Annotated in this window: 22 protein-coding genes; 10 read left to right on the forward strand and 12 right to left on the reverse strand. The window is 70.2% G+C overall.

What is annotated here, in order from left to right:
- Positions 1–32: 32 nt before the first annotated feature.
- Positions 33–1,826: a hypothetical protein gene (locus B5557_RS19410; RefSeq protein WP_079660659.1), complete on the reverse strand. Its 1,794-nt coding sequence runs from the start codon at positions 1,824–1,826 to the stop codon at positions 33–35.
- A 219-nt stretch (positions 1,827–2,045) separates the two neighbouring features.
- Between B5557_RS19410 and radA the strand changes: the two genes are divergently transcribed.
- Both radA and disA read left to right on the forward strand, forming a co-directional pair.
- Positions 2,046–3,455 (forward strand): DNA repair protein RadA, encoded by a 1,410-nt coding sequence (gene radA / locus B5557_RS19415; protein ID WP_079660660.1) that lies wholly within the window; start codon positions 2,046–2,048, stop codon positions 3,453–3,455.
- Between the two features lie 80 nt (positions 3,456–3,535).
- Positions 3,536–4,660: a DNA integrity scanning diadenylate cyclase DisA gene (gene disA / locus B5557_RS19420; RefSeq protein WP_079660661.1), complete on the forward strand. Its 1,125-nt coding sequence runs from the start codon at positions 3,536–3,538 to the stop codon at positions 4,658–4,660.
- Positions 4,661–4,719: 59 nt separating this feature from the next.
- Here the strand turns inward: disA and B5557_RS19425 are convergent, their stop codons facing one another.
- On the reverse strand, positions 4,720–5,565 hold the full coding sequence (locus B5557_RS19425) for a hypothetical protein (protein WP_079660662.1): 846 nt from the start codon (positions 5,563–5,565) through the stop codon (positions 4,720–4,722).
- 257 nt (positions 5,566–5,822) lie between these two features.
- Here B5557_RS19425 and B5557_RS19430 point away from each other — a divergent pair, with 257 nt between their 5' ends.
- The 5 genes from B5557_RS19430 to cseC all read left to right on the forward strand — a co-directional run bounded on the left by B5557_RS19430 (position 5,823) and on the right by cseC (position 10,614).
- Positions 5,823–6,761, forward strand: coding sequence for an A/G-specific adenine glycosylase (locus tag B5557_RS19430; RefSeq protein WP_079660663.1), 939 nt, complete (start codon positions 5,823–5,825; stop codon positions 6,759–6,761).
- A gap of 326 nt (positions 6,762–7,087) precedes the next feature.
- The gene (locus B5557_RS19435) at positions 7,088–7,630 is read left to right on the forward strand and encodes a SigE family RNA polymerase sigma factor (protein WP_079660664.1); all 543 of its coding nucleotides are present in this window, start codon (positions 7,088–7,090) and stop codon (positions 7,628–7,630) included.
- Positions 7,615–8,277, forward strand: a complete 663-nt coding sequence (locus B5557_RS19440) for a hypothetical protein (protein WP_079660665.1) — start codon at positions 7,615–7,617, stop codon at positions 8,275–8,277. The genes B5557_RS19435 and B5557_RS19440 overlap by 16 nt, the downstream gene beginning before the upstream one ends.
- Before the next feature lie 272 nt (positions 8,278–8,549).
- Positions 8,550–9,251 carry a two-component system response regulator CseB gene (cseB, locus tag B5557_RS19445; RefSeq protein ID WP_079660666.1) on the forward strand — a complete coding sequence of 234 codons (702 nt, stop codon included), beginning with the start codon at positions 8,550–8,552 and terminating at the stop codon, positions 9,249–9,251.
- Positions 9,252–9,270: 19 nt separating this feature from the next.
- Positions 9,271–10,614 carry a two-component system sensor histidine kinase CseC gene (gene cseC / locus B5557_RS19450; protein ID WP_079660667.1) on the forward strand — a complete coding sequence of 448 codons (1,344 nt, stop codon included), beginning with the start codon at positions 9,271–9,273 and terminating at the stop codon, positions 10,612–10,614.
- Positions 10,615–10,967: 353 nt separating this feature from the next.
- Here cseC and B5557_RS19460 read toward each other — a convergent pair whose 3' ends face one another.
- A complete protein-coding gene (locus B5557_RS19460) occupies positions 10,968–12,548 on the reverse strand; it encodes an MDR family MFS transporter (protein WP_079660668.1) in 1,581 nt (526 codons plus the stop codon).
- 167 nt (positions 12,549–12,715) lie between these two features.
- On the opposite strand from B5557_RS19460, the gene B5557_RS19465 reads away from it, so the two are divergent.
- On the forward strand, positions 12,716–13,303 hold the full coding sequence (locus B5557_RS19465) for a TetR/AcrR family transcriptional regulator (protein WP_079660669.1): 588 nt from the start codon (positions 12,716–12,718) through the stop codon (positions 13,301–13,303).
- Positions 13,304–13,314: 11 nt separating this feature from the next.
- Here B5557_RS19465 and B5557_RS19470 read toward each other — a convergent pair whose 3' ends face one another.
- Positions 13,315–13,905: a M23 family metallopeptidase gene (locus B5557_RS19470; RefSeq protein WP_079660670.1), complete on the reverse strand. Its 591-nt coding sequence runs from the start codon at positions 13,903–13,905 to the stop codon at positions 13,315–13,317.
- 527 nt (positions 13,906–14,432) lie between these two features.
- Between B5557_RS19470 and B5557_RS19475 the strand changes: the two genes are divergently transcribed.
- Positions 14,433–15,074, forward strand: coding sequence for an HAD family acid phosphatase (locus B5557_RS19475; protein ID WP_079660671.1), 642 nt, complete (start codon positions 14,433–14,435; stop codon positions 15,072–15,074).
- Between the two features lie 84 nt (positions 15,075–15,158).
- Here the strand turns inward: B5557_RS19475 and B5557_RS19480 are convergent, their stop codons facing one another.
- Positions 15,159–17,684, reverse strand: a complete 2,526-nt coding sequence (locus B5557_RS19480; protein WP_079660672.1) for an ATP-dependent Clp protease ATP-binding subunit — start codon at positions 17,682–17,684, stop codon at positions 15,159–15,161.
- Positions 17,685–18,114: 430 nt separating this feature from the next.
- Here B5557_RS19480 and B5557_RS19490 point away from each other — a divergent pair, with 430 nt between their 5' ends.
- A complete protein-coding gene (locus tag B5557_RS19490) occupies positions 18,115–18,906 on the forward strand; it encodes an SCO3374 family protein (protein ID WP_079660674.1) in 792 nt (263 codons plus the stop codon).
- On the opposite strand, the gene B5557_RS19495 is transcribed toward B5557_RS19490, so the two are convergent.
- The 7 genes from B5557_RS19495 to nadC all read right to left on the reverse strand — a co-directional run bounded on the left by B5557_RS19495 (position 18,885) and on the right by nadC (position 23,483).
- Positions 18,885–19,220, reverse strand: a complete 336-nt coding sequence (locus B5557_RS19495) for a histone-like nucleoid-structuring protein Lsr2 (protein WP_079660675.1) — start codon at positions 19,218–19,220, stop codon at positions 18,885–18,887. The two genes, B5557_RS19490 and B5557_RS19495, sit on opposite strands and share 22 nt — an antisense overlap.
- Positions 19,221–19,445: 225 nt before the next feature.
- Positions 19,446–19,994: an amino-acid N-acetyltransferase gene (locus B5557_RS19500; RefSeq protein WP_079660676.1), complete on the reverse strand. Its 549-nt coding sequence runs from the start codon at positions 19,992–19,994 to the stop codon at positions 19,446–19,448.
- A gap of 10 nt (positions 19,995–20,004) precedes the next feature.
- Entirely contained in the window at positions 20,005–20,448 is a 444-nt protein-coding gene (locus B5557_RS19505) for a BlaI/MecI/CopY family transcriptional regulator (RefSeq protein WP_231976453.1), read from the reverse strand.
- A 173-nt stretch (positions 20,449–20,621) separates the two neighbouring features.
- The gene (locus B5557_RS19510; RefSeq protein WP_079660678.1) at positions 20,622–20,801 is read right to left on the reverse strand and encodes a hypothetical protein; all 180 of its coding nucleotides are present in this window, start codon (positions 20,799–20,801) and stop codon (positions 20,622–20,624) included.
- A gap of 64 nt (positions 20,802–20,865) precedes the next feature.
- Positions 20,866–21,564, reverse strand: coding sequence for a hypothetical protein (locus B5557_RS19515; protein WP_079664880.1), 699 nt, complete (start codon positions 21,562–21,564; stop codon positions 20,866–20,868).
- Positions 21,565–21,683: 119 nt separating this feature from the next.
- Complete coding sequence (locus B5557_RS19520; RefSeq protein ID WP_079660679.1) at positions 21,684–22,481, reverse strand: type III pantothenate kinase; 798 nt, start codon at positions 22,479–22,481, stop codon at positions 21,684–21,686.
- 15 nt (positions 22,482–22,496) lie between these two features.
- The gene (gene nadC, locus B5557_RS19525) at positions 22,497–23,483 is read right to left on the reverse strand and encodes a carboxylating nicotinate-nucleotide diphosphorylase (protein WP_079660680.1); all 987 of its coding nucleotides are present in this window, start codon (positions 23,481–23,483) and stop codon (positions 22,497–22,499) included.
- Position 23,484: the final 1 nt, after the last annotated feature.

Here is a 23,484-nt window from a genome sequence, read left to right on the forward strand (position 1 = left end):
CGGGACGCCTGCGGCTGCGGCTACGGCTACGGCTACGACGTCGACGGGGCCGGGGTGCTGGGGTCGGCGGGCGGCGGTGGCGAGGATTCCGGGGTGGACGGGGTCGGGGTGGTGGGGGTCGGGGTGGGGTCCGGGGCGGAGGACGAGGGCGGGTCGGTGGGCGTGGGGTCCGGCGAAGGCGGGGGTGTGGGGGTCGGTTGCGGGTCCGACGACGCGGGCGGGTTGCCGGGACGCGGGGCCGGGCCCTCGCCGGGCACCGGGGGGCCGGGGGCCGTGCCGTAGCCCTCGATGGAGACGACGGCGCCCGCCGGGGCGATCGCCACGCGCGCGTGCCAGCGCCCGGAGGGCTCCCGCAGGGGGTCGACGTACACCTTGATCGTCACCGACTCGCCGGGCCTAAGGGCGCCCGTGGAGCGGCTCAGATAGAGCCAGGAGGCCGGTGTGGCCGCCGACCAGCGGACCGGGCCGTCGCCGTCCGGGGGTGCGGTGAGGGTGACGAGGGTGATGTCGCCGCTGGTGACCGCCGTCACGGAGAGCCGGCCGGAGGCGCTCCGGCCGAGTCCCGTGACGCTGATGACCTCCACGGAGACGTCCGGTCCGTCGTCCTTGAGGGAGCCGGCGCCGGGGCGCGTGCTGGCGTTTCCGGCGTTCTCGTAACCGCCGGCCGTCTCACCCGCGAGTCCCTCGGGGCCGTGCGCCTCGCCGGCGCTGACGGAGCGGCCCTCGGCGTCCCCCGTCGGCGTGCTCCGGTAGGCCGCCCACAGGGCGAGCACGGGCGCGGCGACGACGGTGGCGACCACGGTCGTGGTGACGGCACGCGCGCGTAGGCGCTCCCGACGGGCGGCGCGGTCCTTGGGGTCCATCGGGAACCCGCGCCGGTCGTAGCGCGGCGCGGCGGTGCCCCGCGCGCGCGGGGGGTGCGCCAGGGCGACGTGCAGCCGTGCGCGCGGCGCCTCCAGGACGGGCAGCTCGGCGGGGGTGACACCGGCGCCGGGCCAACGGCCGGGGACGGCGCGTTCGGCGACGCGACGGCAGCGCGGGCAGTCGTCGACGTGCCGGACGAGTTCACGGCGCAGGGCGGCGCTGAGCACGACCTGGTTCTCGCCTGTGAGGCGGGACACACCGGGACAGCTGCCGGTCTCGACGACGGCGAGCGCCGCGCGCGTGCGCTCGACCTCGCAGGCGGCGGCGGAGAGCAGTTCGCGGGCGGCGGCGAGGTCCTTGCCGAGGACGGCGGCGATCTCGTGGGCGGCCAGGTGGTGCCGTACCGCGAGTTCGAGCGCCTCACGCTGCTCGGGGGTGGTGCCGGCCGCCTCCGGCCAGGCCAGCAGGGCGAGTTCCCGCCGCCGTCGCTCCTGGTCCTCGTCGGGATCGGTGGAGTCGGCAGGATCGGCGGGGTCGGCAGGATCGGCAGGATCGGCGGAGGAGGCGGAATCCGGGGCTGCGGCGGGCTTCGCGCCCGGCGGCCGTCGGGTGCCGTTGCGGGCCGCCGCGTGCGTGCCCTGACGTTTCTGCTTGGCCTCGGTGAGCTTACGCAGGCAGGCCCAGCGGGCCAGCGCGTACAGCCAGGCCCGGCGGTCGCCCGCGGCGGTCGGACCACGCTGGCCGCGCCGCTCGGCGAACGTGATGACGTCACCGAGGGCGGCGGTGGCCGCGTCGTGGTCGCACAGAACGGACAGGCAGTAGGTGAACAGGCCGTCCAGGTACGGCTCGTAGCGCGCGGGCGGCCGCTGCGCGAGTGTGCGCGCCGCAGCGGCGTCGCGCGCCTCGCGGTGCGCCCGGTGCGCGCCGGTCGTGCGGGTCGAGATTTCCGGGCTGCTGCTCATCACCCGTGCGACCGTAGGCGGCGCGGAACTAGGTCTTCTTGTCCCTTGAGTCCTTTTAATCCGTATGGGTGAAACGATCCCTCATAAGGGGACAGCGAAGAGAGCAACCGTGGCTCGTTCGTGACAGGGCGTGGCCGATTCAGCAGATTGCGGGCCTCCGGGGAGCCCGGTTGTCCACAGGCACGTCCGGCTGTCAGTGGCGGCGGCTACGGTTTCCCCATGGCTGCCCGTACGAAGACCACCAAGGACCGTCCGTCCTACCGCTGCACCGAATGCGGCTGGCAGACGGCCAAGTGGCTCGGCCGCTGCCCCGAGTGCCAGGCCTGGGGGACGGTCGAGGAGTACGGCGCGCCCGCGGTCCGTACGACGGCGCCGGGCCGCGTCACCACCTCCGCCGTGCCCATCGGCGAGGTCGACGGCCGTCAGGCCACCGCCCGCCCCACCGGCGTGCCCGAGTTGGACCGCGTCCTCGGCGGCGGTCTCGTGCCCGGCGCGGTCGTGCTGCTGGCCGGCGAGCCGGGCGTCGGCAAGTCGACCCTCCTGCTGGACGTGGCGGCCAAGTCGGCGAGCGACGAACACCGCACCCTGTATGTGACCGGTGAGGAGTCGGCCTCCCAGGTCCGCCTGCGCGCCGACCGCATCGGCGCCATCGACGACCACCTCTACCTCGCCGCCGAGACGGACCTGGCGGCGGTCCTCGGCCACCTGGACGCGGTGAAGCCGTCCCTGCTGGTCATGGACTCCGTACAGACCGTGGCCTCCCCGGAGATCGACGGGGCGCCCGGTGGCATGGCCCAGGTCCGCGAGGTCGCGGGCGCCCTGATCCGCGCCTCCAAGGAGCGCGGCATGTCCACGCTCCTGGTGGGCCATGTCACGAAGGACGGCTCGATCGCCGGCCCCCGCCTCCTCGAACACCTCGTGGACGTCGTGCTGAGCTTCGAGGGCGACCGGCACGCGCGCCTGCGTCTGGTGCGGGGCGTCAAGAACCGCTACGGCGCCACCGACGAGGTCGGCTGCTTCGAACTGCACGACGAGGGCATCACGGGCCTCGCCGACCCCAGCGGGCTCTTCCTGACCCGGCGTGACGAACCGGTCCCGGGGACATGTCTGACGGTCACGCTGGAGGGCCGTCGCCCCCTGGTCGCCGAGGTGCAGGCCCTCACCGTCGACTCCCAGATCCCCTCGCCCCGCCGTACGACGTCCGGTCTGGAGACGTCCCGGGTCTCGATGATGCTGGCCGTCCTGGAGCAGCGGGGCCGGATCAGCGCGCTCGGCAAGCGGGACATCTACTCGGCGACGGTCGGCGGAGTGAAGCTCTCGGAGCCCGCGGCCGACCTCGCGATCGCCCTCGCCCTGGCCTCCGCCGCGAGCGACACCCCGCTGCCAAAGAACCTCGTCGCGATCGGTGAGGTGGGCCTCGCGGGCGAGGTCAGACGGGTCACGGGCGTGCAGCGCAGACTCGCGGAGGCCCACCGTCTGGGCTTCACGCACGCGCTCGTGCCGGGCGATCCCGGCAAGATCCCGGCGGGTATGAAGGTCCTGGAAGTCGCCGACATGGGGGACGCTCTGCGGGTCCTGCCGCGCTCACGTCGCCGAGAGGCCCCACGGGAGGCGGAGGACCGCCGGTAGACTTTGCCCAGGTCTCGCCCGTCCGTACGAAACGAGTGCGCGAAACGGGAACCCCCAGACCCTGTGACCGGAGGAGTGCAGTGGCAGCCAACGACCGGGCGGCAGCTCCCGGAAAGTCCGGTGGGAGTTCCGGTGCCGACGGCCTGATGCGCGCCGCGCTGAGCGCGGTCGCCCCCGGCACAGCCCTGCGCGACGGCCTGGAACGGGTGCTGCGCGGCAACACCGGCGGACTCATCGTGCTGGGCTCCGACAAGACGGTCGAGGCGATGTGCACCGGCGGCTTCATCCTGGACGTGGAGTTCGCGGCGACGCGCCTGCGTGAGCTGTGCAAGCTCGACGGCGGCATCGTGGTCTCCTCCGACCTGTCGAAGATCCTCCGGGCCGGCGTCCAGCTGGTGCCGGACCCCACTATCCCCACGGAGGAGACAGGCACCCGGCACCGCACGGCGGACCGGGTCAGCAAGCAGGTCGGCTTCCCGGTCGTCTCGGTCTCCCAGTCCATGCGCCTGATCGCCCTGTACGTCGACGGCCAGCGCCGCGTCCTGGAGGACTCCGCGGCGATCCTGTCCCGCGCGAACCAGGCCCTGGCGACCCTGGAGCGCTACAAGCTCCGGCTGGACGAGGTCGCGGGAACGTTGTCAGCGCTGGAGATCGAGGACCTGGTGACGGTCCGGGACGTCTCCGCGGTGGCCCAGCGCCTGGAGATGGTCCGTCGCATCGCCACCGAAATCGCCGAATACGTGGTCGAACTGGGCACGGACGGGCGTCTGCTCGCCCTCCAGCTCGACGAGTTGATCGCGGGCGTGGAACCGGAGCGCGAGCTGGTGGTCCGGGACTACGTGCCCGAGCCCACCGCCAAGCGCTCCCGCACGGTCGACGAGGCGCTGTACGAGCTGGACGCCCTCACCCACGCCGAGCTCCTCGAACTGTCCACGGTGGCCCGCGCGTTGGGCTACACCGGCTCCCCCGAGGCCCTCGACTCGGCGGTCTCCCCGCGCGGTTTCCGGCTCCTGGCGAAGGTGCCGCGCCTGCCCGGCGCGATCATCGACCGCCTGGTGGAGCACTTCGGCAGCCTGCAGAAGCTCCTCGCCGCCAGCGTCGACGACCTCCAGACGGTGGACGGCGTGGGCGAGGCGAGGGCGCGCAGCGTCCGCGAGGGCCTGTCACGCCTGGCGGAGTCGTCGATCCTGGAGCGGTACGTCTAGGTCGGTCCAGCCGTATCCAGGCGTCAGCTCTATCCAGGCGTCAGCTCTCGTCGTCTGGTCTAGTCGTCCTTCAGCACGAACGACGTCTGTGCCTTCGCGAACCCCGGAGCCTTGGCCTCCACCAGGTACGTCCCCGCTCCGGCCGTGCCCGCCGGAGGCGTCGCGCACTCCGGGGCGCTCGGCTTGCGGTCCCACTTCAGGGTGTACGTGAAGCTGTCCCCGGCCGGCACCCGGTACAGCAGGCTCCCGGACGCCTTGGGGCAGTCCGCGGACGACCAGTAGTCGTCGTCGGCGCCCGCCTTGGTGATCGTCAACACCGCGGTCTTCGGGCCGAGATCGACCTTGCAGTCACTTCCTGAGCTGTTCTTCGCGATCAGCTGGAACGTGGGCGTCCGGTCCGGCGAGTACACGTTCTGGACGCTGCGCAGGCTCAACGTGACCACGCCGGCGGTGCAGTTGGGCAGTGTCGTCCCGGCCGGCAGCGTCGTCGCCGTACCGCTGCCGCCGCCGGCCCCGCCGCTGCCGTTGGAGCCGTCGCCGTTGGCGCCGTCGTCGTCGGCACCGGAGCCCGCCGAGCCGCCGTCCGAGCCACCGGAGCCGGCGCCGCCCCCGGAGCCCGCGTCCGATCCCGAGCCGGTCCCGCTGGTGGTGCCTTCGCTCGACTCGTCGCGCCCGCCCGGGTTTTGGCTGATCGCAGGCCCGGATCCGGAGGGCCCCGGCGTGATGGAGGACGCGGGATTCTTGCCGCCGCCCCCGTCGGCGCCGTTCTTGCCGCCGCCACCGCCCGACGTGACCATCCACAGGATCAGCAGCGCCAACAGGGCGAACACGGACAGCAGTACGACCCTCCGACGCCAGTAGATGGAGGAGGGAAGCGGCCCGACCGGATTGCGCAGAGATCCCACGGCGCAAACTGTACGAGAGATCGACGCGTTCGCTGGCCCCACCCGCCGCCGCGACGACAACTTTTCCGGATCATCATCCCGGAAACCACGGCCCCCCACCCGACTTCGTCCCGTGCGCCCGGCCCCCCTTGGCGATCGCACCGTCACACCTCTGGCCATGGCTACGGCACGCGCGCGTGCCTCCCTCCCGGCGCCCGGCCCGGGCGAGTGGCGGTACGCGCGCGTGCCCCGGTGCACATGGCAGGATCGGAAGGGCCATGACTGCGCCCACGAAGCCCCCGCACAGCAGCCCCGCCCGCGCCGACGCCGACGCCGACGCCCCCGGAGCGGACCTGCACTCCCCGGTGATCGACTGGTTCGACGACAACGCCCGCGACCTGCCCTGGCGGCGCCCAGAGGCCGGTGCGTGGGGTGTGATGGTCAGCGAGTTCATGCTCCAGCAGACGCCGGTCAGCCGCGTCCTGCCGGTCTACGAGCAGTGGCTCGCCCGCTGGCCGCGCCCCGCCGACCTGGCCGCCGACGCGCCCGGCGAGGCCGTACGCGCGTGGGGGCGGCTCGGCTACCCGCGCCGCGCCCTGCGGCTGCACGGCGCCGCGGTGGCGATAACGGAACGGCACGGCGGCGACGTACCGTCGGACCACGCGCAACTCCTCGCGCTGCCCGGCATCGGCGAGTACACGGCCGCGGCCGTCGCCTCCTTCGCGTACGGGCAGCGGCACGCCGTCCTGGACACCAACGTCCGCCGGGTCTTCGCGCGAGCCGTCACGGGCGTGCAGTACCCGCCCAACGCCACGACGGCCGCCGAGCGCAAGCTGGCCCGTGCCCTGCTGCCCGACGACGAGCCGACCGCCGCGCGCTGGGCCGCCGCGTCCATGGAGCTCGGGGCGCTCGTCTGCACGGCGAAGAACGAGACCTGCGGGCGCTGCCCGATCGCCGCGCGGTGCGCCTGGCGGCTCGCGGGCAAGCCGGAGCACGACGGCCCGCCGCGCCGCGGCCAGACGTACGCGGGCACCGACCGTCAGGTCAGGGGCAAGCTGCTCGCCGTGCTGCGCGCCGCGCACGCGCCCGTGTCGCAGTCGGCGCTCGACCGGGTGTGGCACGAGCCGGTGCAACGCGCGCGTGCGCTCGACGGCCTCGTCGCGGACGGACTGGTGGAGCCGCTCCCGGGCGGGCTGTACCGCCTGCCGCTGACCTGACACGGGCCTCGCACACAGGTCTGACACACGGTCATTTCACAGACAAGCGGCTTCGTTACGGCCGACGACAAGCCTTTGTCACACTCACTCGCCGGATAAATCGACCCATATCCACATCATTCACCCCGCCCCTTTACCCCGAACCTCTCGCCGTTACACAACCGACGGACAGCTGAGCGCTAGCCGAAGGCTGCTCCGCACAGCGCCGTGACAACACCTCCGTAGCTTCAGTTGCGTAGTCGGCAGGGACACGGCGGGCTACAGACCAGAAGCAGTGAACCGGCGGCGGACAGTCCGTCGGAACGGGGAATCGGAGGCGGTTGACCATGACGCAGGGCGAGGTGCTCGAGTTCGAGGAGTATGTCCGCACCCGGCAGGACGCGCTGCTGCGCAGCGCCCGCCGGCTGGTCCCGGACCCGGTTGACGCTCAGGACCTCCTGCAGACCGCCCTCGCCCGGACGTACGGCCGCTGGGACGGCATCGCGGACAAGCGGCTCGCGGACGCCTACCTGCGCCGGGTCATGATCAACACGCGGACCGAGTGGTGGCGGGCCCGCAAACTCGAGGAGGTCCCCACCGAGCAGCTCCCGGACGCCTGTGTGGACGACTCCACCCAGCAGCACGCGGACCGCGCACTGCTGATGGACGCGATGAAGGTGCTCGCTCCGAAGCAGCGCAGCGTCGTCGTGCTGCGACACTGGGAGCAGATGTCCACGGAGGAGACGGCCGCCGCCCTCGGCATGTCGGCGGGAACGGTCAAGAGCACGCTGCACCGAGCGCTCGCCCGGCTCCGCGAGGAGCTGGAAGCCCGCGATCTGGACGCACGCGCGCTGGAGCGTGAGGAGCGGGAGCGTTGCGCGGCGGCCTGACCGAGGCCGGGCCCACACCGGCCCGAGGCACCATCCAGGCGGCGATCACGGCGATGTCCGTGCTCGCCGCCCTCGCCCTTTTCGTCTCCGCCTGCGCCACCGGCGGCACCGGTGCCCGTGACGAGGGTCCGGCCCACGCCGACGCCGTGGCGGGCGCCAAGGCCTCGCCTTCGGCCGCCCCCACCGCCACCCCCGACCGGGCGGAGGCCGTTCAGCTCATCAAGGACGACCCGGCGGTCTCGGCAGAGGTCAAGCGCGAGCTGAAGCCCTGCGTCGGCGACGAGTACCCGGTCGACGTCTCCTACGGCAACCTCACCGGCGGCTCCGGCGACGACCTCATCATCAACGTCGTCACCTGCGGCGACAACGTTGGCCTCGGCTCGTATGTGTACCGGGAGAACGACGACGGCTATGAGAACGTGTTCAAGGCCGAGGATCCCCCGGTCTACGCGGAGATCGACCGGGGCGACCTGGTGGTGAGCAAGCAGGTGTACGAGAAGGGCGACCCGGTCTCCAGCCCGTCCGGCGAGAACGTGATCACCTACCGCTGGGCCGCGGGCCGCTTCATGAAAGAGTTCAGCTGGCACAACGACTACAGCGGCGCCGGCGCCGGAGAACCGACGGTGATGGCGTCGAAGGCCGGCTGACCTGCCCGGGATCGGCCGGCCGAAAAAATCTTCCGGCAGCGTGAACCGATCGGGCCGCTCGTTCCGATCAATGGATGTGGGGCGAGGCGGGCCGCGCGAAAAATGAACGCTCGTCGCGCTACGGGCGTCCATTCAAGGGGCACCCAGGACACCGGCAGCTTGACGGACCGCAGACTGGCAGCACACGGACTGACGGGCCTCAGACCGACGGCCGACCCGCGCACCACAACGCATACGCATCGCATACTCATACGAGAACTGAGAGCACCGGGATGGCAGACCAGACACACGTCCTGTTCGTCGAGGACGACGACGTCATCCGCGAAGCCACCCAGCTCGCCCTGGAGCGGGACGGCTTCGCGGTCACCGCGATGCCCGACGGCCTGTCGGGTCTGGAGGCGTTCCGTGCCGACCGCCCCGACATCGCGCTCTTGGACGTCATGGTGCCCGGCCTGGACGGCGTGAGCCTGTGCCGGCGCATCCGGGACGAGTCCACCGTGCCGGTGATCATGCTGTCGGCGCGCGCCGACTCCATCGACGTCGTCCTCGGCCTGGAGGCCGGCGCCGACGACTATGTGACCAAGCCCTTCGACGGCGCCGTGCTGGTCGCCCGGATCCGCGCCGTGCTGCGCCGCTTCGGCCACGCGGGCGGCGGCGACCGCACCGAGCCCGCCGCCTCAGCCGCCGGTGGCGTGCTGACCTTCGGCGACCTGGAGGTCGACACGGAGGGCATGGAGGTGCGCCGGGCCGGACAGCCGGTGGCGCTGACCCCCACCGAGATGCGCCTGCTGCTGGAGTTCTCCTCCGCTCCGGGCACGGTCCTCTCGCGCGACAAACTGCTGGAGCGGGTGTGGGACTACGGCTGGGGCGGCGACACCCGGGTCGTCGACGTCCATGTGCAGCGGCTGCGAACGAAGATCGGACAGGACCGTATCGAGACGGTCCGCGGCTTCGGCTACAAGCTGAAGGCCTGAGCGGGGCAGGGGCGGGAGTATGCGGGGGATGATCCGGCACCTGGTTCCGGCCCGTACGGAGCGCATCGGCATCCGTACGGGTCTGCGATGGAAGCTGAGCGCGGCGATCGCGCTGGTCGGCGCGCTGGTGGCGATCACGCTGAGCCTGGTCGTGCACAACGCCGCACGCGTGTCCATGCTGGACAACGCGCGCGACCTCGCCGACGAGCGCGTCCAGGTCGCCCAGCGCAACTACGAGGCGTCGGGGCGGCCGAACTTCCCCAACATCAAGATCGACGACTCGAACCTGCCGCCGGCGTTGGAGGAGAAGGTCCGGGACGGCCGCCGGGCCACGTTCGTCTCCGACCGCGCGGGCGGTGTGCCGGACATCTGGGCGGCCGTGCCGGTCAAGGACGGGCATGTGCTCTCCCTGCACACCGGGTTCACCGACCGCAGCACGGACATCCTCAACGACCTCGACCAGGCTCTGGTGATCGGCTCGATCGCGGTCGTCCTCGGCGGCAGCGCGCTCGGCGTCCTCATCGGCGGGCAGCTCTCGCGCCGGCTGCGCAAAGCGGCGGCCGCGGCGAACCAGGTCGCCAAGGGAGAGTCGGACGTCCGCGTACGGGACGCCATCGGCGGGGTCGTGCGCGACGAGACCGACGACCTCGCGAGCGCGGTCGACGCCATGGCGGACACCCTCCAGGAACGGCTGGAGGCCGAGCGCAGGGTCACCGCCGACATCGCGCACGAACTGCGCACTCCGGTGACGGGACTGCTGACGGCCGCCGAGCTGCTGCCGCCCGGCCGGCCGACGGAGCTGGTCCTGGACCGGGCGAAGGCCATGCGCACCCTCGTCGAGGATGTGCTGGAGGTCGCCCGTCTCGACGGCGCCTCGGAGCGGGCCGAGTTGCAGGACATCGTGCTGGGCGAGTTCGTGGCCCGGCGGGTGGCGGCCAAGGACCCGGATATCGAGGTGCGGGTGGTGCACGAGTCGATGGTCACGACCGATCCACGCCGTCTGGAGCGGGTCCTGTTCAACCTGCTCGCCAACGCTGCCCGGCACGGCAAGCCGCCGATCCAGGTCACCGTCGAGGGCCGGGTCATCCGGGTCCGCGACCACGGCCCCGGCTTCCCCGCGGACCTGCTCGCCGAGGGGCCGAGCCGCTTCCGCACCGGCAGCACCGACCGCGCCGGGCACGGCCACGGGCTCGGCCTGACCATCGCGGCGGGCCAGGCCCGTGTCCTGGGCGCCCGGCTGACCTTCCGCAACGTACGGCCCGCGGGAGCCCCGGAGCACATACCGTCCGAGGGTGCCGTCGCCGTCCTGTGGCTGCCCGAGCACGCGCCGACGAACACGGGAAGCTATCCGATGATGCCGTGAGGGCGGGCCGCGCGAGCTGCGACCGGTGCGCCGGCACGGTGAGCGGAGCGCCTGGTCGGCGAGCGGAGCGCCTCGATGCCGTACGGCTGCTCCTACGGCGGAGCGTCTCCTCGGCCCGCTCGATACGGCCGTGCATGAGGGACTGGCCGGGCGTTCCGCTGTAGGCCTCCTTGAAGGCACGGACGAAGTGGTGGCGGGAGTAGCCGGTGTGGCCTGCTCCCCTTGCGGCAGCGACCGTCGGTGGAGGAGCCCCTTACGGGGGTCGAGCTTGTCTGGGAGAGCGGTGCCCGTTCAGGCGCGCAGGAAGGCCCCCCGGGGCGGACACCGCCGGGGGGCCTTCGTTCAGGGCGAGGTCAGACCTCGACCATGGTGGGCGGCGCGGGCGCCGCACCGCCGCTCGCCTCGTCCGTCTTCTGCGGCCCCGCCCCCTTCAGCGGAACCTCCTTCACGAACACCGCCGCGACCAGCGCGGCCACCGCCACCACGGCCCCCAGCAGGAACGCCGAGTGGATGCCGGCCGACACCGCGTGCTGGTAGGCATCCCGGGCCTTCGCGGGCAGCTTGGCCAGGCTGGCCGCGTCCAACTGCGCGGACTGCTCTGTGATCTTCGAGCCCAGTGCTCCGGCCCGCTTGGACATGACGTCCTGGACCCGGTTGTTGAACAGCGCGCCCATGATCGCGACGCCGAAGGAGGAGCCGAGGGTACGGAAGAGCGTGGTGGACGAGGACGCGACGCCCATGTCCTTCATCTCGACGCTGTTCTGCGCGACCAGCATCGTGATCTGCATCAGGCAGCCCATGCCGAGTCCGACGACGGCCATGAAGACACCGGAGGTGAAGCGGCTGGTCCCGGTGTCCATCGTGGACAGCAGGTACAGGCCGATGACCATGAACACGCTGCCGACGACCGGGAAGATCTTGTACTTGCCGCTGCTCGTGGTCACTCGGCCCGCGACCATCGAGGTGACCAGCATGGCGCCGAGCATCGGCAGGAGCAGCAGCCCGGAGTTGGTCGCGGAGGCGCCCTGCACGGACTGCTGGTACAGCGGCAGGAAGAGGGTCGCGCCGAACATCACGAAACCGGTGATGAAGCCGATGATCGACATCAGGGTGAAGTTGCGGCTGCGGAAGATGTGCAGCGGCACGATCGGCTCGGCGGCCTTGGTCTGCCAGTACACGAACCCGATGAGCGAGGCCACACCGATGCCGATGAGCTCCATGATCCGCGCGGACGTCCAGGCGTACTCCGAGCCGCCCCAGGTGGTGACGAGGACGATGGAGGTGATGCCGACGGTCAGCAGCACGACACCGAGGTAGTCGATGCCCGCCTTCGACCGCTTCTTCGGCAGGTGCAGGACGGTGCTGATGAGAGCCAGCGACACCGCGCCGAGCGGCAGGTTGATGTAGAAGGACCAGCGCCAGCCCCAGTTGTCGGTGATGGTGCCGCCGACGAGCGGGCCGCCGATCATCGCGAGCGCCATGACTCCGGCCATCATGCCCTGGTACTTGCCGCGCTCCCTCGGCGGGATCAGGTCGCCGATGATCGCCATCACGCCGACCATCAGACCGCCCGCGCCGAGGCCCTGGATCGCGCGGAAGCCGATGAGCTCGCCCATGTTCTGGGCCATGCCGCTGAGCGCGGATCCGACCAGGAACAGCACGATCGACGACATGAAGACGCCCTTGCGGCCGTACATGTCGCCGAGCTTGCCCCAGATCGGGGTGGAAGCGGCGGTCGCGAGGGTGTACGCGGTCACCACCCAGGAAAGGTGTTCGAGCCCGCCCAGATCGCCGACGATCGTCGGCATCGCCGTGCCCACGATCATGTTGTCGAGCATCGCGAGCATCATCGTGATCATCAGTGCGAGCAGGACGACCCGCACGCTCCTCGGCGGTTTCTCCGCCCCGGTCTCCGCTGTCTTTGTGTCCGCCATCTTCCCCACTCCCCTGGGTACTCCCCCCGACCGGCCACTTACTTGCCGCCCGGCTAGTTCACTACACTGGGAAGGTAGACCTGTCACTAGCCGGGCGTCAAGTAAGTTCCTGCCTCAGACTAGCCGGGCGGCAAGTAAGTGTCCGCGGGAGCTCAAGGAGTACGAGGATGGACGTCACTATGGACGGCACAAAGCAGCAGCGCCGGGGCAATACCCGACAGCGCATCCAGGACGTTGCACTCGAACTCTTCGCCGAGCAGGGCTACGAGAAGACCTCCCTCCGCGAGATCGCGGAGCGCCTGGAGGTCACCAAGGCCGCCTTGTACTACCACTTCAAGACCAAGGAAGAGATCATCGTCAGCATCTTCAGGGATCTGACGAAGCCGATCGAAGACCTGATCGAGTGGGGCAGGAACCAGCCGCACACCCTGGAGACCAAGCAGGAGCTCGTCCGCCGCTACAGCCAGGCCCTCTCCGAGGCGACCCCACTCTTCCGCTTCATGCAGGAGAACCAGGCGACGGTGCGGGAACTCCAGATCGGCGACTCGTTCAAGGACCGCATGCGCAGCCTGCGCGACATCATCATCGACCCGGACGCTCCCCTGACTGACCAGGTCCGCTGCGTGAGCGCCATCTTCACGCTACACGCAGGCATGTTCTTCCTGCAGGACCTCGAAGGCGACCCCGAGGACAAGCGGGAAGCCGTCCTCGAGGTCGCCATCGATCTGGTGACGCAGGCGCACCAGGGCGCCTGATCACGCGAGCGTCAGACCTTCACGCCCTTGGCGCGCAGGAAGGCGACGGGGTCGATCGCCGAGCCGTAGTTCGCGGTCGTACGGATCTCGAAGTGCAGGTGCGGACCACTGGTGTTGCCGGTGTTGCCGGACAGCGCGATCTTCTGGCCCGTCTTGACGATCTGGCCGATCTTCACGTCGATCTGCGAGAGATGGGCGTACTGCGAGTAGACGCCGTTGGCGTGCTTGATCACGATGGCGTTGCCATAGGCCGGGCCGTCACCGGCGCCGTTGCCGCCGGCCTTGACCACGGTGCCGCCGTGCGCGGCCATCACCTTGGTGCCGCTCGGCACGGCGAAGTCCTGACCGCTGTGGGTGGACTGCCACATGGCGCCGGCCTGGGCGAAGCTCGCGGTCAGCGTGTACTTCTTCACCGGGTCGATCCAGGAGGCGGCGGAGACGGCCGTCTTGGCGGCGGGCGCGGCGGGCGCGGCGGCAGGGGCAGCGGCGGACGCCACTCCGGTTCCCAGCACGACCGAGGCGCCGACGGCGGCGGCCCCGACGGCCACGCGGGTGCGGAGCAGGGACGTACGGGAAGAACGGAACGTGACGTGCTGGAACATCGAAGACCTCATGGGAACGGGGACAGAGGAAACCACCCGGCACGAAGCTCTGCCGGAGTGGCTATCCCTTGGTAACCCGAGGGCCCACATACGCCCAAACGTGTGATCTACGACAGAAGCTAGTACTCCACCCCAAAACTTCTCACTTATTGACAGATCGCCCCTTCCCGACATTTTCGGTACCGATCCATGTCGACACCCGGAGTGGGGGTGGGAGTGGGGGTCAGGAGTCCAGGCTCAATGTCCCTTTTCTTAGCATTTAGGGCGACTATCCGGGCTAGTAGGGCCCTATTCACCTGTGCGGCATGTCACCGGCCGCCCACCTCAAGGGACTTCGGAATGTGACGGCGACTACTCCCGCGCCCCGCAGACCACTTGTGACCCCCGTCACGATCACAGACAAGAGTCTGTGACCAGCCTCTCATCGACCACTACCGTCCAGTAACCCGCTGGTTCCCCTCAGGCCACCCCCAGCGATCAGCATGCCCACGACACCGGCAACGCAAGGACGCGAGAGGACCCCACACATGACCAGAGGCACCTGGACGCGCCGCATAGCCATGACCGCCGCGGCGACGGCCGCGGTCACCGCGATGGCCGTCCCGGTCGGTGCCCAGGCCGCGACGGCCACCGGCACCTCCACCGTCGCCACCGCCTCCGCGGCCGCCGCGGAGGACGTCGACTACGCCACCTGGCAGCAGGACTGCCAGGCGGTGATGGACAAGGCCCTGCCGGCGCTGAAGCAGCGGATCGCCGCCGCCAAGCCGGGCGAGAGGCAGGCGATCGTCTTCGACATCGACAACACCACCCTGGAGACCGACTTCGGCTTCAGCTACCCCCAGCCGGCCAACAAGCCGGTCCTCAGCGTCGCCAAGTACGCCCAGGAGCACGGCGTCTCCCTGTTCTTCGTCACCGCCCGGCCGGGCATCATCTCCGGGGTGACCGACTACAACCTCAAGTACGTCGGCTACCAGGTCTCCGGGCTCTACGTGCGCGGCTTCCTCGACCTCTTCAAGGACGTCGCCGCCTACAAGACCGCCCAGCGCGTGAACATCGAGAGCAAGGGCTACACGATCATCGCGAACATCGGCAACAGCGCCACCGACCTCTCCGGCGGCCACGCCGAGACGACGTACAAGCTGCCGGACTACGACGGGCAGCTGTCGTAACCCATCGCGTACACGCAAGAGGGGCCGGTGCCTTTCAGCACCGGCCCCTCTTGTCAGCTCGGACGGAGGCTCAACCCCGGAGGGTCACGCGTCCTTGCTCAGGTTCGGTCCAGCGCCGCCGGCCGCCTGCTCGATCGGGGGGACGTCGGGCAGGGCCGACTTCTCCTCGCCGCGGAAGGTGAAGGTCTTGGTCTCACCCTCGCCCTCCGTGTCCACGACCACGATGTGACCGGGGCGCAGCTCACCGAAGAGGATCTTCTCCGAGAGGGTGTCCTCGATCTCGCGCTGGATGGTGCGACGCAGCGGACGCGCACCCAGCACCGGGTCGTAACCCTTCTTGGACAGCAGTTCCTTGGCGGACTGGGAGAGCTCGATGCCCATGTCCCGGTCCTTGAGGCGCTCGTCGACCTTGCCGATCATCAGGTCGACGATCCGCAGGATGTCCTCCTGCGTCAGCTGCGGGAAGACCACCACGTCGTCGACGCGGTTGAGGAACTCGGGGCGGAAGTGCTGCTTGAGCTCGTCCGAGACCTTGTTCTTCATGCGCTCGTAGTTGGACTTCTTGTCGCCCGAGGCCGCGAAGCCAAGGTTGAAGCCCTTGGAGATGTCCCGGGTGCCGAGGTTGGTCGTCATGATGATGACCGTGTTCTTGAAGTCCACGACCCGGCCCTGGGAGTCGGTCAGACGACCGTCCTCCAGGATCTGCAGCAGCGAGTTGAAGATGTCCGGGTGGGCCTTCTCGACCTCGTCGAAAAGGACGACGGAGAACGGCTTGCGGCGGACCTTCTCGGTCAGCTGGCCGCCCTCTTCGTAACCCACGTATCCGGGCGGGGAACCGAAGAGACGCGACACCGTGTGCTTCTCGCTGAACTCCGACATGTCGAGGGAGATCAGCGCGTCCTCGTCGCCGAAGAGGAACTCGGCGAGCGCCTTGGAGAGTTCGGTCTTACCGACACCGGACGGGCCGGCGAAGATGAACGAACCACCCGGGCGCTTCGGGTCCTTGAGGCCGGCACGCGTACGACGGATCGCCTTCGACAGCGCCTTGACGGCGTCGACCTGACCGATGACCCGCTTGTGGAGCTCGTCCTCCATGCGCAGCAGACGCGAGGACTCCTCCTCGGTCAGCTTGAAGACCGGGATGCCGGTGGCGGTCGCGAGGACCTCGGCGATCAGCTCGCCGTCGACCTCGGCGACGACGTCCATGTCGCCGGCCTTCCACTCCTTCTCCCGCTTGGCCTTGGCGGCCAGGAGCTGCTTCTCCTTGTCGCGGAGGGAGGCGGCCTTCTCGAAGTCCTGCGAGTCGATCGCGGACTCCTTGTCGCGGCGCACGCCCGCGATCTTCTCGTCGAACTCGCGCAGGTCCGGCGGCGCGGTCATCCGGCGGATGCGCATCCGGGAACCGGCCTCGTCGATCAGGTCGATCGCCTTGTCCGGCAGGAAGCGGTCCGAGATGTAGCGGTCAGCCAGGGTGGCGGCCTGGACCAGCGCCTCGTCGGTGATGGAGACGCGGTGGTGGGCCTCGTACCGGTCACGCAGACCCTTGAGGATCTCGATCGTGTGCGGCAGGGACGGTTCGGCGACCTGGATGGGCTGGAAGCGGCGCTCGAGGGCCGCGTCCTTCTCCAGGTGCTTGCGGTACTCGTCCAGCGTGGTGGCGCCGATGGTCTGCAGCTCACCGCGGGCCAGCATCGGCTTCAGGATCGAAGCGGCGTCGATGGCGCCCTCGGCGGCACCCGCACCGACCAGCGTGTGCAGCTCGTCGATGAACAGGATGATGTCGCCGCGGGTGCGGATCTCCTTGAGGACCTTCTTCAGGCGCTCCTCGAAGTCACCGCGGTAGCGGGAGCCGGCGACCAGCGCGCCGAGGTCCAGGGTGTAGAGGTGCTTGTCCTTGAGGGTCTCGGGCACCTCGCCCTTGACGATGGCCTGGGCGAGGCCCTCGACGACGGCGGTCTTGCCGACGCCGGGCTCACCGATCAGGACCGGGTTGTTCTTGGTGCGGCGGGACAGCACCTGCATGACCCGCTCGATCTCCTTCTCGCGCCCGATGACCGGGTCGAGCTTGGACTCACGAGCGGCCTGGGTGAGGTTCCGGCCGAACTGGTCGAGGACCAGGGACGTCGAGGGCGTGCCCTCGGCAGGCCCGCCGGCGGTGGCGGTCTCCTTGCCCTGGTAGCCGGAGAGCAGCTGGATGACCTGCTGCCGCACCCGGTTGAGATCTGCGCCCAGCTTGACGAGGACCTGGGCGGCGACGCCCTCACCCTCGCGGATCAGGCCGAGCAGGATGTGCTCCGTGCCGATGTAGTTGTGGCCCAGCTGAAGGGCCTCGCGGAGCGACAGCTCCAGGACCTTCTTGGCACGGGGGGTGAAGGGGATGTGCCCGGACGGGGCCTGCTGGCCCTGGCCGATGATCTCCTCCACCTGCTGGCGGACCGCCTCGAGCGAAATCCCGAGGCTCTCAAGGGCCTTGGCGGCGACACCCTCACCCTCGTGGATCAGGCCCAGGAGGATGTGCTCGGTGCCGATGTAGTTGTGGTTGAGCATCCGGGCTTCTTCCTGAGCCAGGACGACAACCCGCCGCGCGCGGTCGGTGAACCTCTCGAACATCGTTAATCGCTCCTCAGAGCGGTCAGGCAGTGGGGGGAACTTCCCCTCCCTGTCCTTCCGCAGCTTAGTCCCGCAAGCGGGGACCGCTCATTCCAACTGCCGACACCGTCGATGGCCTCCTGACCCCGAACGCCGACATCTGCTCCAACCCGATGGTGCGAGACGATGTTCCCGCAGGCCAGGCAGTTACCCCACTCGCCAGTACGCCGATGGCGAACGTGAGACGGCCTTTCCTGCGTGTCGCCCCCTCCCACTAGGGATGTCTTACCCGCTGGGACTGACACTCCATGCCGGGGGCACCGGTTCCCTCCGCTATGGGCGAACAACCTTGCGCCTCCCGACGCCCCCAGCCGCCCCGTTTGCCGACACATGGCGCAGCGATGGGAGCACCCAGCGTAACTTGGGAGCCTTTTGGGCGGTTGCGCTTGGCATGGTTGGCTCAGTCCCCCCGGCTGCCGGCTCGGCCGCCTCTGCGATCCTCACGGTTCCCCTCCCCCGACGGCCGCTCGATCCGGATGATCCGGACGGCCCGAACGGTCCGGACGATCGGGCGGACCGGATCCGCGGCTGGTACGAGAACGAACTGGGCTGGGCGACCGTGCCCGGGGAACCGGTACGACTTTTGGTGGGCGAGCGCTTCGACGTCCTGGACGTACCGGCCGAGGCGGGCCTCGCGGCGCTGCGGCGCCTGGCGCCGGGCTCGCCGGTGGCCGCGCGGGGCGACCGGCTGCGGCTGCTCGTGGCAGCGGGCGGCGCGGAGGAGGTGCCGGGGATCCTGCGGTGGCTGGAGTGGGGCGCGCTGCCCCTGGACCTGACGGCGATCGGCGCGGGCGGTCTCATGGAGGCGCCGTTGCCGCCCGACCAGAACCCGGGCCGGCATGCGGGCGGCCGGGACGGGAGCCGCGATCCTGACCGCACTCCTGGCCGCGATCCGGGCCTCGATCATGGCCACGATCCTGACTGCGGCAAGGGCCTTGTGTCGAGCCGTGTTCCGGGCCGCGTCACCGGGCCCCTCACGGGCTCGGACAGCCCCGGGCCGGTGCAGGGGGCCGCCGTGTGGCTGCGGCCCCCCGTGGCAGGGCGCGAGGTCGAGGCCTCGCTGCCGACGATGTCGGCCATGGGGGGCGCCCCCGATCTCGTACGGCTGGTGGACACGCTGGCGACGCATTGTCACCGTGTCCGGCTGCGACGCGCGAGCGCTCAGCCGTTGGCCTTCTCGTAGGCCTCGCGAATGGACGCGGGAACACGGCCACGGTCATTGACCTCGTAACCGTTCTCCTTCGCCCACGCACGGATCTGAGCGGTGTCCTGGCTGCCGCCGGAAGTGGCGCGCGCCTTTCCACGCCCACCCGAAGCACGGCCACCGGTACGACGGCCGCCCTTCACGTAGGGCTCCAGAAGTCCACGCAGCTTGTCCGCATTGGTAGTCGTGAGATCGATCTCGTACGTCTTGCCGTCCAGCGCGAACGTCACGGTCTCGTCCGCCTCGCCGCCGTCGAGGTCGTCGACAAGAAGGACCTGAACCTTCTGTGCCACCGGATTTCCTTTCATCGAAAACGTGAGGGACGGGGGTCCGCGGCGTCCGCCGTTTAGCCGCGCCCTGTTATATGCAGTACTGCAGTACGTCGGAAAGCAAACCGCTTTTCCTGGGAAAACACAAACCCCTGACAGAGACCGGCAGCCCGCCCCGGACCGGAAACGTGCGCGTTTCGGACATAGGGAACCCCGGCTAGGCGGGTCGGGCGGAATGGACGGCCACGATCACAGATGCAGAAGCATCCGGCTGTTGCCCAAGGTGTTCGGTTTCACTCGTTCGAGTCCGAGGAACTCCGCGACGCCCTCGTCATAGGAACGCAACAGCTCCGCGTAGACATCGGTGTCGACCGGCGTCTCGCCGATCTCCACGAAGCCGTGCTTGCCGAAGAAGTCCACTTCGAAGGTCAGGCAGAAAACGCGGCGAACCCCGAGCCAGCGTGCGGTGTGGAGCAACTTCTCCAACAACTGGTGACCGACGCCGGCGCCCTTGAGTCCGGGCTTCACCGCGAGAGTGCGGACTTCCGCCAGGTCTTCCCACATGACGTGCAGGGCGCCGCAGCCGACCACCTCGGCGTTGTCGTCGCGTTCGGCCACCCAGAACTCCTGGATGTCCTCGTAAAGCGTCACCATCGCTTTGTCGAGCAGGATGCCGCCGCGGACGTAGGCGTCAAGGAGACGGCGGACGGCGGAGACATCGCCGGTCCGGGCCCGCCGGACGGTGATGGCTTTAGCGGTGACTTCGGGGTTCTCGGCGGAGGGACTCTCTGCGGACATGTGCCGGACGCTATCGCCCGTCGGCCTCCGTTGCCGAGGCGGGGTTCTCCCCCGTAGTCGCGGTACTTGCCGTAGTCGCCGTACTCCCTGCGCTCCCGGCACTGTCCCCAGTTGCGGGTTCAGCGGTTTCGGGACCTTGGACCATGCGAACGGCGTCGCGCAGCGCGTGTCGCTGTTCGTCGCTCATCATCCCGAAGAAGGCGACGAGAGCGGCTGCTGGGTTGTCGCTCTGCGCCCAGGCGTCGTTCATCAGGGCGGCGGCGTAGGCGGCCCGGGTCGAGACCGCCTCATATCGATAGGCCCGGCCTTCCGCTTCACGGCGCACCCAGCCCTTCTGATGGAGATTGTCCAAAACGGTCATCACCGTGGTGTAGGCGATGGACCGTTCCTGCTGAAGGTCTTCCAGGACTTCTCGAACGGTCACCGGGCGGTTCCACTTCCACACCCGCGTCATGACCGCGTCTTCGAGTTCTCCCAATGGGCGAGGCACAGCTCAGAACAATAGTGGGAGATCTCGCCGATCGCGTGCCGGACGTGCACTTTCATCAACAAACAGGAACAAAAAGGGCGTGCGGGCTCCGAAAGGAGCCGCACGCCCTGGATGGCCGCGGAAGCGTCGCGACCCGGTCAGGCCTCGGGGCTCGCGGAGGCCTGGCGGGTGCTCTCCGCGCGCGCGAGGGCGGCGTCGACGACCGCGTCCTCCTTGGCCTTGTTGGCCCCGCCCTGGGTCTTCACGATCACCCTGATCACACCGATGAAGAACACGGCCATGACGACGGGGGGCACGAGCGCGGAGACGTAGTCCATGGTTCCAGGGTAGCCAGGGAGGAACGGGACATCCGGGCGGGGTCGCCCGGCGACGGCACTCGTCTCAGCCTGCGGCCAGCCGCTGCTGGTCAGGAGTGGCGGGCGGCTGGGTCGGTTTGCGGCGCGGGAAGACCTCGCCCGGCGTCGGGATCGGCCGACGGGCGGGCTCCGGGGCGGACGGCCCGGCGGGTCGGGGGCCGGGCGCGGGCGCGGGTGGGGCCGGCTTCTCGGCGGGTTTCTTCCTGGGCTCCTCGCCCGGATGCTCGCCCGCGTCCTCGGCCATCGCGGAGAGGCGGGCGCAGCCTTCGGCGGAGCGGCCCCCAGGAAGGGCCAGGAGGCGCGTACGGGACGCCGGGACGGCGGGAGCGGGCACAGAGAGCCTGCGGGCCGTACGGCGGGCCAGGCGGACGCGTACGTCCTGTTCGGCGAGCACCTGGCAGCGGTCCAGCAGGACGGCGGCCGTGGGGTTGCCGCGCAGGGCGCGGAGCGCGGCGAGGTCGTCGACGTCGGGCCGGTAGCCGGTGGCCAGGACCTCCTCCAGGAGCGTGAGGTAGCCGGCTGCCGTGCCGGGGAGGGCGGCGCGGTACCGGGCGAGGTCGGCCACCAGGAAGGCCCGCAGCCGGGCGGCCTCGCGCATCGCCTCGTCGAGGGACTCGGCGAGGCGATGGCAGTCCTGGACGTCCTCGGCGGAGACGGGGCCGGGGTGGAGGGCGAGGGCGAGGGCGCGGCGGAGCACACGCAGCTCCTCCGCGCCGAACGCCATGCCGCCGCGGGATCCGTAGGGCGTGGGCATGCCGCGACGATACGCGCTAATCAGACAAATTCGATATAAACGGCGGGTGTGGCGCGCCCCAATCCGACAGAATCCGCCCTGGTGGTGGCTTACATGCGCGAGACGTTGCGCTCGTACACCAGCCGCAGCCCGATCAGTGTCAGCCACGGCTCGTGTTCGTCGATCACCGAGGACTCGCCGAGGACCGTCGGCGCCAGGCCGCCCGTGGCGATCACCGTCACGTCGTCCGGGTCGTCCGCCAGCTCGCGGGCCATCCGGGTCACCACTCCGTCGACCTGGCCGGCGAACCCGTAGACGATGCCCGACTGCATCGCCTCGACCGTGTTCTTGCCGATCACGCTCCGGGGTCTGGCCAGCTCGATCTTGCGCAGCTGTGCGGCCTTGACGCCCAGGGCCTCGACGGAGATCTCGATGCCCGGGGCGATGACGCCGCCGACGTACTCCCCGCGCGCGGAGACCGCGTCGAACGTCGTCGCCGTTCCGAAGTCGACGACGATCGCCGGGCCGCCGTAGAGCTCGTTGGCCGCGACCGCGTTGATGATGCGGTCGGCGCCGACCTCCTTGGGGTTGTCGAAAAGGATCGGCACGCCCGTCTTCACACCGGGTTCGACGAGCACCGCGGGGACGTCGCCGTAGTAGCGCCGCGTCACCTCGCGCAGCTCGTGCAGCACGGAGGGCACGGTGGCGCAGATCGCGATCCCGTCGATGCCGTCGCCCAGATCGTCCCCGAGGAGCGGGTGCATGCCCATCAGGCCCTGCAGGAGTACGGCGAGTTCGTCCGCGGTACGGCGGGCGTCGGTGGAGATCCGCCAGTGCTCGACGATGTCCTCACCGTCGAACAGGCCGAGCACGGTGTGCGTGTTGCCCACGTCGATCGTCAGCAGCATGGCCGTTCCCCGTTCCTACTCCGCCGCTCGCAGATCCAGACCGATGTCCAGGATCGGCGAGGAGTGCGTCAGGGCGCCCACGGCGAGGAAGTCGACGCCGGTGTCGGCGTACGCCTTGGCGTTCTCCAGGGTGAGCCGGCCGGACGCCTCCAGCAGGGCGCGTCCGCCGACGATGCCGACGGCCTCGGCGCACTCGCCGGGCGTGAAGTTGTCCAGCAGGATCAGGTCCGCTCCGGCGTCGACGACCTCGCGCAGCTGGTGCAGGGTGTCGACCTCGACCTCGATCGGCACGTCCGGGAAGGCCTCCCGTACGGCCTCGAAGGCGCGGGCCACGCCGCCGGCGGCGACCACATGGTTGTCCTTGACCAGGGCCGCGTCCGACAGCGACATGCGGTGGTTGACGCCTCCGCCGCAGCGGACGGCGAACTTCTCCAGGGCGCGCAGGCCTGGCGTCGTCTTCCGGGTGTCACGCACGCGTGTCTTGGTGCCCTCCAGGACGTCCGCCCACGCGCGCGTGGCGGTGGCGATGCCGGACAGGCGGCACAGCAGGTTGAGCGCGCTGCGCTCGGCGGTGAGGAGGTCACGCGTGCGCGTGGTGACCGACAGCAGCTTCTGGCCGGCCTCCACCCGGTCGCCGTCCTCGACGTGCCGCTCGACCTCGAACTCGTCCGAGCAGACGACCGAGACGACCGCCTCGGCGATCCTGAGGCCCGCGACCACGCCCGTCTCGCGCGCGGTGAAGTCGGCGGTGGCGACCGCGTCCTCGGGGATGGTCGCGACCGTCGTCACGTCGACGCCGTGGTCCAGGTCCTCCTGGATGGCGACGTTGGCGATGTCCTCGACCTCGACGGGGTCGAGTCCGGCGTCGGCCAGGAGCTGGGCGAGCGCGGGGTCGAGCCCACACTCCAGGTATTCCTCGTCGGCGAACCCGGCGTCGGCGCCACAGGCACAGCCGTCGCCGCAGCCGCCGCTCTGGGCGAGGGGAAGGTCGGGGGTGCTCACT

This window comes from Streptomyces sp. 3214.6 (assembly GCF_900129855.1).
GTDB classification, from domain to species: Bacteria; Actinomycetota; Actinomycetes; order Streptomycetales; family Streptomycetaceae; genus Streptomyces; species Streptomyces soliscabiei.

Coding starts and splice junctions, on each gene's coding strand:
- B5557_RS19515 (WP_079664880.1), bottom strand. CDS start 21,564: ATGGCGTTCGGCGCGGAGGAGCTGCGTGTGCTCCGCCGCGCCCTCGCC.
- B5557_RS19510 (WP_079660678.1), bottom strand. CDS start 20,801: ATGGACTACGTCTCCGCGCTCGTGCCCCCCGTCGTCATGGCCGTGTTC.
- radA (WP_079660660.1), top strand. CDS start 2,046: ATGGCTGCCCGTACGAAGACCACCAAGGACCGTCCGTCCTACCGCTGC.
- B5557_RS19470 (WP_079660670.1), bottom strand. CDS start 13,905: ATGTTCCAGCACGTCACGTTCCGTTCTTCCCGTACGTCCCTGCTCCGC.
- B5557_RS19410 (WP_079660659.1), bottom strand. CDS start 1,826: ATGAGCAGCAGCCCGGAAATCTCGACCCGCACGACCGGCGCGCACCGG.
- B5557_RS19520 (WP_079660679.1), bottom strand. CDS start 22,481: ATGCTGCTGACGATCGACGTGGGCAACACGCACACCGTGCTCGGCCTG.
- B5557_RS19430 (WP_079660663.1), top strand. CDS start 5,823: ATGACTGCGCCCACGAAGCCCCCGCACAGCAGCCCCGCCCGCGCCGAC.
- cseB (WP_079660666.1), top strand. CDS start 8,550: ATGGCAGACCAGACACACGTCCTGTTCGTCGAGGACGACGACGTCATC.
- B5557_RS19505 (WP_231976453.1), bottom strand. CDS start 20,448: ATGACGCGGGTGTGGAAGTGGAACCGCCCGGTGACCGTTCGAGAAGTC.
- B5557_RS19460 (WP_079660668.1), bottom strand. CDS start 12,548: ATGGCGGACACAAAGACAGCGGAGACCGGGGCGGAGAAACCGCCGAGG.
- cseC (WP_079660667.1), top strand. CDS start 9,271: ATGCGGGGGATGATCCGGCACCTGGTTCCGGCCCGTACGGAGCGCATC.
- B5557_RS19480 (WP_079660672.1), bottom strand. CDS start 17,684: ATGTTCGAGAGGTTCACCGACCGCGCGCGGCGGGTTGTCGTCCTGGCT.
- B5557_RS19465 (WP_079660669.1), top strand. CDS start 12,716: ATGGACGTCACTATGGACGGCACAAAGCAGCAGCGCCGGGGCAATACC.
- B5557_RS19435 (WP_079660664.1), top strand. CDS start 7,088: ATGACGCAGGGCGAGGTGCTCGAGTTCGAGGAGTATGTCCGCACCCGG.
- B5557_RS19500 (WP_079660676.1), bottom strand. CDS start 19,994: ATGTCCGCAGAGAGTCCCTCCGCCGAGAACCCCGAAGTCACCGCTAAA.
- B5557_RS19490 (WP_079660674.1), top strand. CDS start 18,115: ATGGTTGGCTCAGTCCCCCCGGCTGCCGGCTCGGCCGCCTCTGCGATC.
- B5557_RS19475 (WP_079660671.1), top strand. CDS start 14,433: ATGACCAGAGGCACCTGGACGCGCCGCATAGCCATGACCGCCGCGGCG.